We start from the raw sequence: 15,735 nt of genomic DNA, 5'->3' as shown, positions 1-15,735 counted from the left end.
TTGAGTTGTGGCTGTGATTTTTATGGCTCTAAATATATGTTGCAGAATATTATAATCCTATTGTTGTTAGTGTAATTGCATTCTTTAAACTAACAATAGAAATTTATTGTTTTTTTCAGTGTTTGGTGAGGAGGCGCGTTGAAAGTATTGTTTTGTCCTGGGAGTGATTATTTTCAAAAAATTCTCATTGACGTAGCTCTTTCGATGCCTGATGTAACGAGCCGTTTCTTGGGTAATACTTGGAGCGATGGCCATAATGTACGCGGATGTGGCTTCGAATACGCGTTTATGCCGTTTACTTTTAGCTCTAGTCAGGTACAGAATATACCTGCGCTCCATGAGTTCACGGTTCGTGGATTTACTCGAAACCGTATGCCAGCTTTGATAAGAAAATCATTCTATACATTTAGCGATTTTGTGGAATTTCAAGTTGCTGATTTTAAACCAGATCTTATTATTTGTGGCGCAATGGAATATGCAGGCTCTTATGTTTTAAGCAAAATAGCAAAAAAAGAAAATATTGTTTGTGTTGGGATGCAAACATCATTTATTGCCAATCACTTGATTATTCATTCCCATGGCGATAATTGGATTGATCACTTTAGGTGTCAAGATGTTTCTGATGTGAATGAAGATGGCTATCTTTCATCTATTAAGTTGGCGGCAAAAAACCCTCGTCGTGATAATAGTTCTGAACGGTTTAGGTTTTTGATGCCTTGGTGGTTGAGAATATTAGAAAGAGCTTTACGGATTATACTCAGAAGGCCTTCGTTCGATGATTCGGCCTACCTGCTAAATGTCATAAAGTCAAAGATTAATCACAGAGAATGGTTTCCAAAAATTGACACTCTGCGCTCAGATAAAAATGATTTTGTCCTAGTGGCTTTAAATCAACCATCTATCCCTTCTTCTTGGGATATCCCTACTTGGCTTGAGTTGATTTATTTTTCTATGAAAGCCATTCCGGAAAATATCCCAATTGTTATTCGACCACACCCAAATGAACCTAGTCTGAAAGAGCCAGAATGTTTAAATGAAATGTTACAGAACAGAAATGTTTCTATTTCGAGGCCCGGCTCTGGACCTGAATTAGCTTCACTAATCGATAAATGCCGCGCTGTTATCACTATGAACTCTGCGGTAGGTATGGAGGCGTTACTTGCCGGTAAGCCCGTGTTCACGCTTGCCCCTGCATTCTACGCCCGTTCTGGGATGGCTCACGCGGTATCGTTAAGTGACTATGAATATGTTAGAGATATTATTCTTGATGCTAAAAGTCACACTCCAGATCATTCTGTGATTTGTAAGTTCACATCTTGGATTATTAATGATTTCATTGTTTCCCTATCGTGTCATTCTAATCGTAATTCACTTTCCAATAGAGTCAAAAAGATAATAAATGAATTAAAGGAATGTAAATAATGCGAGCTCTGGTATTGAATGACACAAGAAAAGGCGACCATCCTGGTTGTATGCTAGTTATGCACCAGTTACTTTCTGGGTGTGATGCTGCTGGAATTCAAGTTACTAAAACTCTACGATTGGGTCGTTTTTTTCAATCAGCACTTAAACGTGAAATAAAAAAGGTTGATGTAATCATTATCAATGGTGAAGGAACAATGCATCATGATAGTGCTGGTGCCTTAATCCTAAAGGATGCGGGTCTGTTCGCTCATAAATGTGGTAAGCCCGTGTTTTTAATAAACTCAGTGTGGGAGGGTAATAATATAGTCAATCAATTATTACCATGTCTGCATAAAATTGTAATGCGAGAGAGTCTTAGTGCTGAGTGCGTTGATGCTGCAGGGTTTACTGCAGATGTAATTCCCGATCTTACGTTGAGTAGTGATTCCGATGTGCTTTTCCCCTATAAGAATTCCACACCTGAATCGATAGTTGTTATGGATGATGTTTGTTGGCATACGGCTATGCTCTTGGCTCGCTATGCTCGTTCTCGAGGTTATAAATTTTTGAGAATGGCCTCTCGTCCATCATTGAGATCCATAAGCGGCATATATAAATGGTTTGCACTATTTAGAGCTGGAAAATTTAGTCGGCAATTTGTTTTAGATGACATATCACTACTTCAAGATGCTCGTGTTATTGTTACAGGGCGATTTCATGGCGTGTGTTTGGCAATACTGGCGGAAAGGCCATTTATTGCACTTTCGTCAAATACTCACAAGGTTGAAGGGCTATTAAAAGATGCTAAATTAGGCGATTGTGCGGTTTTGTTAAATGATACGCATATTGGACCTGAACCCATGAAGGCACTTGATGAGGCGGTTGCTCATCTAGATTTTTTATCCAAACAAGCTAGTGTTCTTGATGAATATAAATTGGCTTGCAGGACGTATCGTGAAAAAGCCAAGCTAGGTGCAGCTAGTCTTTTTTCTTTAATCGCTGCTGCGACAAATAAGGATATATTATGACTCGGGCTAAACGGGCGATTAAAGGTGCTGGTCTGGTAGCTTCAAACCACGTTGTTAGTGCTCTTATTACTGTCGCTTCAGCCTTGATATTGTCTCGTGTTCTTGGTCCACAAGTATTTGCAATCTATGCGCTTGCTTCATCAATCAGTGCGGTAACAAGAATTATTGCCCGTCTTGGTGTAAATGCCTCTCTTTTGACTCAACGCGAAGAGCCTTCAGATGATGATTATTATGTCGCCCTGGCGACTATGCTAACATCTTCTGTTGTCGTTGCATGTGTTGTTATTGTTCTATTGCCATATTTGGAAAATTTTAGTCGGGTATCGAATGTTTTCTGGCCTGCGACTATTACTGTTTTACTTCTACCTTTTCATGTTCTCTCATTGCCTGCTATAACACGATTGGAGCGTAGATTACGGTTCAAGCCTTTAATTATTATCGATCTTGCAGCTCAGGTTTCTGGGCAGATTGTGGGCATCAGTATGGCAATAAACGGCTATGGGATTAATGGCCCGCTTACTGGCTGGGTTATTCGTGAGTTAATCTCTGGCCTCGCTCCTTGGTTTGTTATCGGTTTGTGGCCCAAGGTTTCACTAGATTTGAGTAAATCTTTTCGGATGGTGAAATTTGGCCTGGGATATGTTGCTGCATCTAGTATTAGTCAAAGTCGAAATATGTTTTTTCTGTCGATTGTTGGACGAGTACTTGGACCGGAGGCAGTTGGTTATTTTGGATTAACACTCAGGGCTGCAGGTCTTATTGCTCCGTTTCGTGCGGCAGCTGGGCGCGTGGGGCTTCCAGCTCTTGTTCCAATTGCTCATATTCCCGATTCACTGCGTAATGCTGTTCGGTCTGTGGTAGAAACAGAGCTATTATTCAGTGTTCCAATTACCATATTAGCTGTTGGGGTTTATTCCTTCTCTGTGAAACATCTTTTGGGTGCGCAATGGATGGCGACAGTGGATCTATTTCCGGGTATCGCTGCCGGAGCTCTGCTTGCCTCAGCGCACGCAACGTCGCTGAACGTGATCCATATTCGCGGGTATTTTATGGCCTCAATAATATCTAGCTGTGTGGGAGTTGCTTTGCTAACACTTGCAGTTTTTATTTTATCCCATTTAGGGGGGATAAATGCTTGTTCTCTAGCTGCAGTTTTTGCATGGCCAGCTCTCTGGCTTCAAGAATGGTTTGCAAGGAAAAAAACAGGAATCCAATGGAGCAGAAATGGTGTTGCTTGGGCCATCGCAGGTGCTGCTACATGCTTGGCATTTGAATTTGGTGTTTATTTGGCACTTGTCTCTCTTGTAATATTCGTTGTTACAGCAACATCAATCAGAAATAGAGTTGATTATATCTTTACTTCTTTGTGTCGGTAGTTTTTGATGCTGCGGCATCTCATTTGCTGTTTTATATGGTGCCTTGATTGGATTTGGATAAAAGTATATATGTGTGATGAATTTTTTGTTTTTCGACATATATAGTTCTGTTATTGCATTTGTCTGATGATTCAATGTTTAGTCTTTTCAGATGTTATATATTATCGATGTATTCGACTCACTATTTTGCATAACATTTATGGGCTTGTTGTATGGAAAGAAAGTATTTTGGCACCGATGGGGTGCGGGGTAAGGTGGGCGAATTCCCCATTACTCCTGATTTTGCATTAAAGCTGGGTTATGCCGCGGGTAAGGTTCTATCTCGGCTGGGTACTCGTAAGGTGATTATAGGCAAGGATACTCGGGTTTCTGGCTATATGCTGGAGTCGGCTCTGGAGGCTGGATTTTCAGCTGCTGGGGTGAATGCGGTTTTGACCGGCCCCTTGCCGACGCCTGCAGTTGCCTATCTGACCAAGACCTTTCGCGCTGAAGCTGGTGTGGTCATCAGTGCTTCTCATAATCCCTATTGGGACAATGGCATCAAGTTCTTCTCCCATACCGGTGAGAAGCTGCCTGATGAGGTAGAGCTGGCGATTGAAACCGAATTGGAAAATGATATCGCCTGTGTGGTCTCCGAAAAGCTGGGACGCGCTTCACGGATGACCGATGCCGCTGGCCGTTATATCGAGTTTTGTAAGAGCACCTTTCCCAGCTATCTGAGTCTGGATGGGCTGAAACTGGTGGTGGATTGTGCCCATGGTGCAGCCTATCAGATTGCTCCTGCGGTATTTCGTGAACTGGGCGCTGAAGTCATCGCCATCGGCAATAGCCCGGATGGGGTGAACATCAATGAAGGTTGTGGCGCCACCGCTCCGCAGACTTTGGCAGCCCGCGTGATGGTTGAGCAGGCCCATGCCGGGATTGCGCTGGATGGCGATGCGGATCGAATCATCATGGTCGATCACTCAGGTCGCATTGTGGATGGGGATGAGCTGTTATTTATTCTGGCTCGTGCAGCCCAGGCTGAAGGCACTTTGCAAGGCGGCGTGGTGGGTACCCAGATGAGCAACTTGGGTTTGGAGTTGGCGCTGGAAGCACTGGGTATTCCGTTTTTGCGCGCCAAGGTAGGCGATCGCTATGTGATGGAGCAGTTGCTGACTCAGCAATGGCTGTTGGGTGGTGAGAACTCAGGCCATATCATCTGTCGCGACAAGGTGACCACAGGTGATGCGATTGTTGCTGCGCTGCAGGTGTTGGCGGTGATGAGACGTGAGCTGCTCAGTTTGGCTGAACTGTGCGCGGGCATGACGTTGCTGCCACAAACTCTGGTCAATATCCGTTTCAGTGGCCAGGCCGATCCTCTGAGTTCGTCCCTGGTGTTGTCAAAAGTTGCTGATGTCGAGCGTGAATTGGCAGGGCAGGGGCGGGTGTTGCTGCGCAAATCCGGCACCGAGCCCTTGCTGCGCGTGATGGTCGAAGGGCGTTGTGCCGAGACCATAGAACGGTGTGCGCAATCTATTGCTGAGGCTGTTAGACTCGTAACCGTGTAATGGTTGTATGCGTTCAAGAAGAGGCGACCCATTGGCGGTCGCCTTTTTTATGGTTGATTTTTCCGGTGAGGGGTGGGTCAATGAGTCGACGTCTATTACTGCTGGGTCGCTCGGGTCAGCTTGGCCAAACCCTATATCATCTGGCAGTGTCAATAGGCTGGCAGGTTTGGGCCCCTGAGCGAGAGGCGCTGGATATCACCAAGCCTGCAGTGTTTGAGCAGCAGATCAAACTGTATTGTCCCGATGCCATTATCAATGCCGCCGCCTATACACAGGTGGATCTCGCCGAGCAAGAATGTGAGGCCAACTGGCGAATCAATGGGGATGCCCCGGGTTGGTTGGCTAAAGCCGCTGCAGGTATTGGAGCTCTATTCCTGCATCTATCCACGGACTATATATTTGATGGGGCTATGGATCGCCCCTATAAAGAGAGTGATACTGCCGTACCACTGAATGCGTATGGTCGTGCCAAGCTTGCTGGTGAGCAGGCAGTGGCAGAACAATGTATTCGTCATCTGATCGTTCGTTCCTCCTGGCTATTTGGTGGCGCTGGCCGTCATTTTGTCCGCAGCATGCTTGAGTTGGCATCAATCAGCACTCATCTGCATGTTGTTGACGATCAGGTTGGCGGTCCGACTCCGGTTGATGCTCTAGCCCGGATTTTGCTGCAGATGCTCGAAAAAGCGATGTCTCCTGATTTCAATCAATGGGGGATATACCACTGCACGGGACAACCCGCTCTTTCTTGGTATCAGTTTGCGCAGGCAATTTTTACCGAGTTGCAGGAGCGAGGGTATAAGACACCTGTTGTGCTGCCGATTAGCTCACAAGATTATGGAGCCGCAGCTAAACGCCCGCTTAACTCATGCTTAGATAATGGAAAGATACTCCGGATCTTTGGCGTGAAGGCTCCCGAATGGTTGCCTGCGATGCAACGATTTGTGAGCGATTGGTGTGCTACCCACCCCGAGTTCGAAAAGGAGTAATCGATGGTTATTCTGGATACCGACAGGATTTGTAGATGCTTGGCAACCGATCCGTCATGGGCCGCTTTCGGCGTCACCGTATCAACAATCAACTACGAATGTGCCAGCCGGTAGCAGGCAAGATAGTCTGCCACCGGCTGCGGCCAATTTGAGGAGGAGGGGCGAGGGTGGCAAGTAACCCTCATTCTGTCTCAATTTAGTTAATGTGTAGCTATCTATCGCTACCTGTATGAATCAAATATTATTTTAAGTAATTCGCCAATATTTTATTTTTAGCTAAAATATTTTTAGCGATGTATTTTGAGCCTTCTAATGATAAATGGCCGTAGTCCCAAACCAGCGGGGTATTAACATTATCTATTTTTGCAAGGCATTCATCGCCTTTGCACAAGTGTTCAAGTAATGAAATATACGAAATCATTGATTTTTTTTCATAACGCGACTTCATTATTTTGTCAGTATTAAATAGGTGGCTCTCAAGTGAGTCATCAGTGATGCTTTTAATTTTCTGGTCAAAGTGGCGAAGTGCTATTGCTCTGGGTAATGATGGTTGCCACTGAGGTACTGGTCCAATAAGAACAATATGTTTTATTCCAAGCCCAATTAGATGTGCAGATATCTGATCATAGTTATTTTTGTCGTGTTCAGATCTTTGCGCCATTATGACCACATCTGGCTTCAATTTTGCAATTGCATCAATCGCGGCTTTATTGGACCTGTCACAAGAAACTTTGAATTCACCTTCGGTTGCTGTATCTCCGCCAATATGGGGCTGACAACCCGATGATGCAATCTGATAAAAATTTATACCATTATTTAATAGACTTCTAATGCCGAACGACAATGCCTGTGCATGTGAGTCACCCCATAAAAACACACCATGGCCTTTTCCAGTTTCTTTTTTTATACATGAACTTGGTATGGGTTTATCTTTGGCTGTGTAAGTCTCTGCATCAAAAAAATTGCAGTCTTCCTTGTATTGATTTTTTACGTATGGCGTCAAATAATTGCTGGTTGAGTATTTATCAACGTATTTAGATGTAAGCAAAGATGCACCATAGCGAGAATCGATATTCAAGCCATTTAATAGGTTGATGAACAATGCGCTACAAATCACAATGCTGGCTGGAATGGCAATAGCTAATAGCTCTTTTATTTTGTTAAGTGAGGCCAGCTTGGGGCGAGTGGTGTTTTCGATACAATGATAAGAAAGCTCACCTATGAGTATACTAAAACCAATTCCAGCAGCTATCCATAGAGGATTTCGTTGTTCACCGATATAGGTCAGGAGTACCACTAGCGGCCAATGCCATAGGTAGATCGAATAGGAGCTCTTACCTAAGCGGTTTGCTAGGGAGTTTGCAGTTAAAAATGAATTTGAGCGCTTTGCGGTTAGCACCAGCATTGCTCCAATTACGGGAACCAGTGCAAAGTAACCTGGCCATTGCATACTCGAATTAAACAGTATGACCGCTAATAGGATTAAGCTAAAACCAATACCCTCGAACAGTCGAGCCAGCTGCAGTGGTATTGTTTTTGTGCTAGTTATCCACCAGATCAAGCCTCCGGCTAACATTTCCCAAGCGCGGGTTGGTAATAGATAAAATGCAGCCCCCGGCCAATGTGCACTAACATAAATTGAGAGCGTTAATGAAATGGCTGCGATAAAAAATAGTGCGATTTTGACACCATTTCGACCAAGCCAACGCCATAATAATAAGCAGCCGATTGGCAATATAATATAGAACTGCCATTCCACTGATAATGACCAAGTGTGCAGTAGCCATTTTTCGTGAGAGGCTGTGTCAAAATATCCAGCTTCACGCCAAAATTTAAAATTTGAAAAAAATGATAATGCGGCAGAGGCGTGGTTTCCGAGAGTTTTGTAATCGGCAGATGGTAGCCAGAACCAACCTAATACTAGTAGGGTGGTGCAGAGAACAATTAAGGCGGGAATAATTCGTCGTGCTCGCGCTAGATAGAACCCCCACAACGAAAAACTGTCCTTCTCTAATCCACTGATAATGATTGATGTCATTAAAAATCCAGAGATCACGAAAAAAACATCAACACCAATAAATCCACCAGAAAATCCTGGAACACCAAAGTGATAGAGTACCACGGATATTACCGCCCAAGCGCGGAGTCCATTAATGTCTTGCCGAAACTGTTTTGGGCTTGTGGCTGATTCCTGCCTTGTGACATTCCTAGTTAGCATGATTTTTATGTTCCAATATCCAGATATCGATAACAAGAAGGATTACTTGGTGATACCGGTGCTACTTGTTATTGAACGATTATATATGTTTTACAATCTATCATTTTTCGGTTTTATGCACGAGCATATACCGGGTTACAATAAATTACTGAGTGAATAAAGTATCATGAAAACAGCAAGATACCAATCATCAAAAGCCAAGAATGTTTGGTCAAATAAGGGATTGCAGAGGTAATCGCTGGCTTTTGCTATAGAGCTTTTGATGTTATGGCGAATGCGTTTGCACTGTGTGCGTGATGTCATCACTGTCGGCTCTGGCAGTCGTGGTTGTGGCCGTATATCGGCAGCATAAGGTTCCTCTGTTTGCCGGAACTCCATATGCCTCCGCTGATCCCCGTTCCGCTTTTGACTAATCCACTCGACACTTTCCAACTGATTCACCATGGGGCTGCCTCGGGCGTCACCGGCTCCTGTCATGAGCTACGACTTGGATCAGCCGGTGGCGGGCAAGAGCATGAGTTTCACGATAGCTTGCTGATCGATTGCTGCCAGTTTCAGGGCGAGGATGCTGCCAAGCCGTTGGCGATTGCGCTGGCGCGGGTGCGTGCTGTGGTGCTGACCCATGCCCATATCGATCATATCGGCCGTCTGCCGGAGCTGCTCAGCGCCGGATTGTCGGCACCCATCTATTGCTCCGAGGCGACCGCCTTGTTGGTTCCTGTGATGCTGGCGGATGCGCAGCGGCATTCGTCGGGCCGACAGCGCTCTACTATTTTGAAAAACGCAGCTATCGATCCTCTGCTGCAGCGGCTAGCGCATCTGCTGCGCCCGCAGCCCTTCGCCCAATGGCAACGACTGCCACTGCGCGAGTCTTCGGCACTCTATATGCGTCTGCAACCGGCCGGGCATATTCTGGGTTCGGCGTATCTGGAGTTGCGCCTGCCGGATGGCAAAGTAGTAGTATTTTCCGGCGATCTGGGATCTGGGCGTTCGGCGCTGTTAGCGGCCCCTCAATCACCGGAGCGCGCCGACCTGCTGGTACTGGAGAGTACCTATGGCGACCGTCTGCATGCCCAAGGAGAACTCCGCAATCAGCAAGGAGAATTCCGTCATCGGAAGCTCAAAGCCATTGTCGAACGCTCGCTGCGGGACGGTGGTGCCATCTTGATACCCGCCTTCAGCATTGGCCGAACCCAGGAGTTACTGTGCGATCTGGAGCAGATCCTGAGCGAGGTGTGCAGCCGCAACGAGCAGTGGTGCTGGCGGGATCTGCCGGTGGTGATCGATTCGCCGCTGGGGGCAGATGTGACGCGCTTGTATCGTCGCTTTCGGCGCGTGTGGCGCAAAGAGGCTCAGGCGCGGGTGCAGGCAGGCCGACATCCGCTGGATTTTTCCCAATGTGTGACCATCGCCGATCACGGGGCTCATGAAACCCTGGTGCATCGGCTGCAGCAGAGCGGGGAGCCTGCCATCATAGTGGCGGGTGGCGGCATGTGTCAGGGTGGGCGGATCGTCAACTATCTCAAGGCGCTGCTGCCCGATGCGCGTACCGATGTGTTGCTGGCTGGATTTCAGGCGCACGGCACTCCGGGGCGCTTGCTGCAATCGGGCTGTTCATCGTTATGGCTGGATGACATCGAGGTCGCGGTGCAGGCACAGATCCATAGCCTGAGTGGCTATTCAGCCCACGCCGATCAGCAGGAATTACTGGCGTTCGTCCGAGGAATGGCATCGCTACCCCGATCTATCCGGCTGGTGCATGGCGAGCCCGAGGCTCAACGGGCATTGGCGGCTCAGCTTCGACAATTTGGTGCTGAGATCGCCGTCAGCTGCGCCTGCGATGAGCGGTAGTAGACGTTTTTCAAGATAGTTATCTGCGCTAGTTTGGGGTTTCATGCTGCCATCGATATGGTCGAGGATGGTGTTCTTCTTCTTTCACGGGCGAGTTGCCGTTACACTGTGGGCCGTTCGAATGACTCCTGTGTTAGATGCCAGTTCCAAGGTGCGGAGTCAGAGCCTCTAAATAAAAAAGAAAGGAGCATGGGGTGAAAATAGCCATCGCCGGTACCGGCTACGTGGGGTTATCCAATGCCATCTTGTTGGCCCAGCATCATCAGGTGGTGGCTCTGGATGTGATTCCGGAGAAAGTGGCACTGATCAATAACCGCCAGTCGCCAATTGCTGATGCTGAGATTGAGCGTTACCTGCGAGAACAGCCGCTGCAACTGCAAGCCACGACGGATAAAACCCTGGCTTATCCGGGAGCGGATTTTGTCATCATCGCTACCCCCACCGATTACGATCCGCTGACCAACTACTTTAATACCGCTTCGGTGGAGGCGGTGATCGCCGATGTCTTGGCCATCAATCCAGTCGCTGTGATGGTGATTAAATCCACGGTCCCTGTGGGCTTCACCCGCCGGATGCGGGAGCAGTTTGCCTGCCCGAATATTATGTTCTCGCCGGAATTTTTGCGTGAAGGCCGCGCCTTATATGACAATCTGCACCCCTCGCGAATTGTGGTGGGCGAACGTTCGGAGCGCGCCCGGCAGTTCGCCCATCTGCTGGCGGAAGGGGCAATCCAACAGGATATTCCGCTGCTATTTACCGGCAGCACCGAGGCGGAAGCCATCAAACTGTTTGCCAATACCTATCTGGCGATGCGAGTGGCCTATTTCAACGAACTGGATAGCTATGCCGAAACCCATGGTCTGGATCCGCGGCAGATCATCGAGGGCGTGGGGCTGGATCCTCGCATCGGTAGTCACTATAACAACCCCTCGTTTGGCTATGGCGGCTACTGCCTGCCCAAGGATACCAAGCAGTTACTGGCCAATTACCATCAGGTGCCCAATACCCTGATCCGGGCGATTGTGGATTCCAACACCACGCGCAAAGATTTTATTGCCGACTCCATTATCCGGCGTCAGCCTAAGGTGGTGGGTGTGTATCGCTTGATCATGAAGAGTGGCTCGGACAATTTCCGCGCCTCCTCAATCCAGGGCGTGATGAAGCGCATCAAGGCCAAGGGCATCGAGGTGGTGGTTTATGAGCCGACTTTGACGGAGAGTCATTTCTTTAATTCGCGAGTGATTCGGGATCTGGCCGAGTTCAAGCGCATCAGCGATGTGATTGTCTCGAACCGTATGGCGCCGGAGCTGGCCGATGTCGGTGACAAACTCTATACCCGCGACCTGTTTGGTAGTGATTGAATGATCGACCCCGCATGCTCAGGCGACGGGGGGCTTTTTTGCGCCTACCTGCAGAGTAAGCGCCCATTGACGATAGCTTCGGAGTCTTGATGACGGATGTTCACACGCAAGGACGCAGCATAAGCCAGCCACTGTTTTTTGGCGTGGCGGCACTGTATTGGTTGCTGGGTATGCATTTTTTTATGCATAACCCCGGCGGATCCAGCTTCTATCTGCCGTTCAATATGGTGGGCTGGGCTTTTGTCTCGCTGTTGATTGGCATTGGGCTGTGGCGGGTCGGGAGCACGCAGCGTCTCTATTTCTCCAGTTTGCAAGCCGGACTTTGGGGCGGCTTCGTGCTGCTGTTGATCCCGCTCTTTGCCCACAGCGAACTTCCCATTGAGGCAGGTATTCCCAAGATGCTGGGGATTGCTGCCGGTCTGCTGCTGTTATTTGCCTTGAGCCAACTCAGGCTGGTTCGAGAGCAGCGGCTTTTGCTGCTCTATCTGCTGCTGGGAGCAGTCGCCATCGAGGCTGGTTTCGGCTTGGTGCAATATTTTTTGCTCATTCCCGGCAACTGGATTGGTTACGACACCCTTCTCAATCGGCCCTACGGTATTTTCCAACAAGTGAATGTACTGGCTTCGTTTTTGGCGACCGGTATTGGCTTAGGCCTATATCTAGCGGTTTATGATCCTCAGGCGTTGCGGCAACGCTGGCGATTGGCGCTGATCTGTGCCGTGTTATTGATGGCAACCGTGCTGGTGGTGGTGATCCAATCCCGTGCCGGTTGGACTGGCGCGGCTGTGGCCACCGTGCTGTTACTTCCCCGAGCGTTACGATTGCCCAATCCGCACCGCTATTTGCTTCTGCTGGCTCTCATCGCTGGTGTCTGTGTTGCCTTGTATTCTCTGGGGGCCGGCGGTTCTGAGCGTTCGTTGGAGTCCTTGGTGGGCCGCCAGGTTCGCACCATCTACTGGGCACATGGTCTGGAGATGATCAGCAAGCATCCTTGGCTGGGGATTGGCTACGGTCACTTTGAAGCGGCTTTTGTGAATGATTATTACGCAGTACCCCAACCGCTCAGTGGCGTTCCTATCATCGAGCAGAATCTGGATCATCCACACAACGAGATCTTGTACTGGGGTGTAGAAGGAGGAGCCATTGCCTTATCTGGGCTGGCGGTATGGCTGTTTGCAGGTATTCGTTTACTCAGACAATTGCCGTGGATACAACGCTTGGCACTGATAGCGCTGCCGTTTCCCATGCTGTTTCATAGCATGGTGGAATATCCCTTCTATCATTCGGTCGCTCATTGGTTGGCGTTAATATGGTTGGTTTGGTTTATCGACCAAGAGGTTGAACAGCAGCGTGAATATAGCTGTCAGGCCAGCTTTCTGCTCAAATCCCTGGCTTTGCTGGTGCCCTTGGTAACGGTGCCCTTTATGGCCATGGGGATCCAGACGGCGTATCTGGTTACTCAGTTTGAGCGCGGCGGCATGAAGGATCTCACCTTGCTGGAGCGGGTGATAAATCCGCTGCCCTGGTTCAGTCGCTTTATGTATGACGTCATGTCGATTCGTCTGATCAATGCTATGCCAAGTCACAATGCTGCGGAATTACAAGCCTATGTGGCCTGGGCCAAAGAGTTCAATGCGGTGCAGCCGCGTAGCCAGCTATACTGGAATGGTGCGTTGGCGCTGGATGCCTTGCAGCAACCTGAAGAGGCCGCCCGTTGGCGTGCCGAGGGCATGCGTCTGTTTCCCGCCGATCCGCTGTTTAAACCGCAAGCTGCATCAACTGCTGTTTCTGCGCCCACTGGAGCGGCAACTACTACGACCCCCACGGGTTCGGCACAGCCCTGATCGGGTGAGGATCATGTAAAAACAGATGGGTTTACCTGTGTACGAGGGATAGACCCAATACGCCACCTGGGATGCATGAGAATGCCAGCCGGTTTGCACCGGCTGGCATTTTTTATTTCAGGTTGCAGCTGAATCCATTTCGAGTTTTTGGTTCACGTCAAGGGCCGTTTGTTCGATTTGTGAACTCATTTGTTCGACTTATGTGTGTTGTTTGTGAATTGTTTGATACGGATCATCCTCGCTTCCCCCTCTAAGCTTGAACCAAGGAACCCATGTCGGGTGGAGGCTGCTATGCGTACTCAAACTCTTCAAGCACCGATGCAAGTCGTGCAGATGACTGGCGATGTGCTGGTTGTACTGGCCAATGGCGCAACGCGCCCTCTGTTGCCCGGTGAGGTTCTACCGGCCGGTACCACTTTACAGCTGGCAGACGATGCCACCTTGCAGTTGGCGCCTCCCGACGGTAGCGCACCGGCAGACACCGCCAACGCAGCTCCAGCAGCAGATGCAGTACCACCACCTGCACCCACTGGCGTGGGAGCTGAGGTGGCGGCCATTCAACAAGCCTTGCTCGAAGGTGTGGACCCGACGCTGAATCTTGAGGCTACTGCCGCGGGTGGTGCTCCCGCAGCGGGTGGTGGTGGGGCCGGAGGCAGCGGCAATGGTGGCTTCGTATCGATTGATCGGACCGGAGACTCCACCCTGGCGACAGCTGGCTTTGATACCACCTATCAGGCGGGAGCCACCACGGATGTACTCAATCCGGTGGCTGCGACGGTAGTCGATGTTCCTGCTCCTGTTATTACTCCGGATGGCAGTAGCGTCTCAGAAAGTAATTTGAGTACCAGCAATCAACTGGATACTGATCTGGTCGATGGGACCCAGGCCGGTCAGGGCTCTACGACGGTGCAGGGTAATCTGAATGTGGATTTTGGCGGCGCCACCGGCTTGGTCAGTTTCCTTCCCGTCGAGACACAGCCTGCGTTGACCTCTGGAGGCCAACCTCTGGTCTGGGCCGTGAGCGACGATGGTCTCACCCTGACCGGTAGCGTGAATGGCACTGTGATTATGACAGTGACCCTGGCCGCCGATGGCAGCAGCTATACCGTGGATCTGGACGGTGCTTTGGACAATGGTGCTGACCCACTGGCGATTGCGATCGGCATTCAGGCGCAAAACGATGCCGGTGTCATCACCAGTGGACAAATTGTGCTGACGGTGGCCGATGATGCCCCTCTGGCGCAGGACGATGCGCTGAGTGTTGGCGAAGATGACACGACAACCGTTACAGGGAACGTATTGGTCAATGACCAAGTGGGTGCGGACGGAGCAGTAGTGACGGCACAAACGGTCACCAATGAGCTGGGAACTCTGGTCTTGGGCACTGATGGTCAATACTCTTTCACCCTGAATAGCAGCAACCCGAGCGTACAGGCGTTGACCGAGGGCGAGACGCTAACTCAGGTCTACAGCTATACCCTGACCGATGCCGATGGCGACACCAGTACCGCCAATCTGACCATTACTATCACCGGCAGCGATGATGGCATTGTCATCACCGATCTGACGCCAACTGGCGAAGGCGGTGAAGGAGTGGTATTCGAAGATGATTTGGCCAACGGCTCGGATGCCAGCAAGGAGCCGTTGAGCGTGAACGGCACTTTCAGCGTTTCGGCTCCGGATGGTCTGCAATCCATTACCATCGGTGGCGTCGTGGTCACCCTGGCACAACTGCAGGATGCGGCGGCCAATCCGGTGGCGCTGAGTAGCGCGCTGGGCAATAGCCTGACCATCACTGGATTTAGTGATGGTGTGGTGAGCTACACCTACACCCTGCTGGGCAATGAAACCCATCCCGAAGCTGGCAACGATGTGTTGCTGGATAACACCAGCATTCTGGTCACCGATCGGGATGGCGACACCGCTAGTAGCAATCTGAGCATCCAGATTGTTGATGATGTGCCGACCGCCGTGGCCGACAGTGCCAGCATCGCGGAGGATGCCGAACTATTGACGATCGAGGGTAACGTTCTGACCTCGGACACCCAAGGTGCCGATGGCGCTGTGGTAACCCCGCAAACGGTCGAAAGTGCACTGGGCACTCTGGAGCTGGAGAG

At 49.5% G+C, this 15,735-nt stretch carries 10 protein-coding genes; 9 read left to right on the top strand and 1 reads right to left on the bottom strand.

Annotated elements, in window-relative coordinates; translation table 11 throughout:
• Nucleotides 1-138 precede the first annotated feature (138 nt).
• The 5 genes from ACZYUB_RS00050 to rfbD all read left to right on the top strand — a co-directional run bounded on the left by ACZYUB_RS00050 (nt 139) and on the right by rfbD (nt 6,344).
• The gene (locus ACZYUB_RS00050) at nt 139-1,422 is read left to right on the top strand and encodes a capsular polysaccharide export protein, LipB/KpsS family (RefSeq protein WP_463944557.1); all 1,284 of its coding nucleotides are present in this window, start codon (nt 139-141) and stop codon (nt 1,420-1,422) included.
• Nucleotides 1,422-2,432 carry a polysaccharide pyruvyl transferase family protein gene (locus ACZYUB_RS00045; RefSeq protein WP_463944556.1) on the top strand — a complete coding sequence of 337 codons (1,011 nt, stop codon included), beginning with the start codon at nt 1,422-1,424 and terminating at the stop codon, nt 2,430-2,432. Before ACZYUB_RS00050 ends, ACZYUB_RS00045 begins: the two co-directional genes overlap by 1 nt.
• The gene (locus tag ACZYUB_RS00040; RefSeq protein ID WP_463944555.1) at nt 2,429-3,808 is read left to right on the top strand and encodes an oligosaccharide flippase family protein; all 1,380 of its coding nucleotides are present in this window, start codon (nt 2,429-2,431) and stop codon (nt 3,806-3,808) included. The genes ACZYUB_RS00045 and ACZYUB_RS00040 overlap by 4 nt, the downstream gene beginning before the upstream one ends.
• A 212-nt stretch (nt 3,809-4,020) precedes the next feature.
• Entirely contained in the window at nt 4,021-5,358 is a 1,338-nt protein-coding gene (gene glmM, locus ACZYUB_RS00035; protein ID WP_463944553.1) for a phosphoglucosamine mutase, read from the top strand.
• An 80-nt stretch (nt 5,359-5,438) separates the two neighbouring features.
• Nucleotides 5,439-6,344, top strand: coding sequence for a dTDP-4-dehydrorhamnose reductase (gene rfbD / locus ACZYUB_RS00030; RefSeq protein WP_463944551.1), 906 nt, complete (start codon nt 5,439-5,441; stop codon nt 6,342-6,344).
• A 241-nt stretch (nt 6,345-6,585) separates the two neighbouring features.
• On the opposite strand, the gene ACZYUB_RS00025 is transcribed toward rfbD, so the two are convergent.
• Nucleotides 6,586-8,562: an acyltransferase family protein gene (locus ACZYUB_RS00025; protein ID WP_463944550.1), complete on the bottom strand. Its 1,977-nt coding sequence runs from the start codon at nt 8,560-8,562 to the stop codon at nt 6,586-6,588.
• A gap of 378 nt (nt 8,563-8,940) precedes the next feature.
• On the opposite strand from ACZYUB_RS00025, the gene ACZYUB_RS00020 reads away from it, so the two are divergent.
• From ACZYUB_RS00020 to ACZYUB_RS00005, 4 genes are all read left to right on the top strand, one after another.
• Nucleotides 8,941-10,413 (top strand): MBL fold metallo-hydrolase RNA specificity domain-containing protein, encoded by a 1,473-nt coding sequence (locus ACZYUB_RS00020; protein WP_463944549.1) that lies wholly within the window; start codon nt 8,941-8,943, stop codon nt 10,411-10,413.
• A gap of 194 nt (nt 10,414-10,607) precedes the next feature.
• Nucleotides 10,608-11,774 carry a nucleotide sugar dehydrogenase gene (locus tag ACZYUB_RS00015; RefSeq protein ID WP_463944547.1) on the top strand — a complete coding sequence of 389 codons (1,167 nt, stop codon included), beginning with the start codon at nt 10,608-10,610 and terminating at the stop codon, nt 11,772-11,774.
• 89 nt (nt 11,775-11,863) lie between these two features.
• Complete coding sequence (locus tag ACZYUB_RS00010) at nt 11,864-13,618, top strand: PglL family O-oligosaccharyltransferase (protein ID WP_463944546.1); 1,755 nt, start codon at nt 11,864-11,866, stop codon at nt 13,616-13,618.
• A gap of 291 nt (nt 13,619-13,909) precedes the next feature.
• Nucleotides 13,910-15,735: retention module-containing protein (locus tag ACZYUB_RS00005; protein ID WP_463944544.1), on the top strand; the 1,826-nt coding region annotated here is incomplete at its 3' end.

This window comes from Pseudaeromonas sp. HNCC25DJ182, assembly GCF_055413365.1.
Note: the sequence above shows the minus strand (reverse complement) of the source record. Positions and strands in the feature narration are given on the sequence as shown.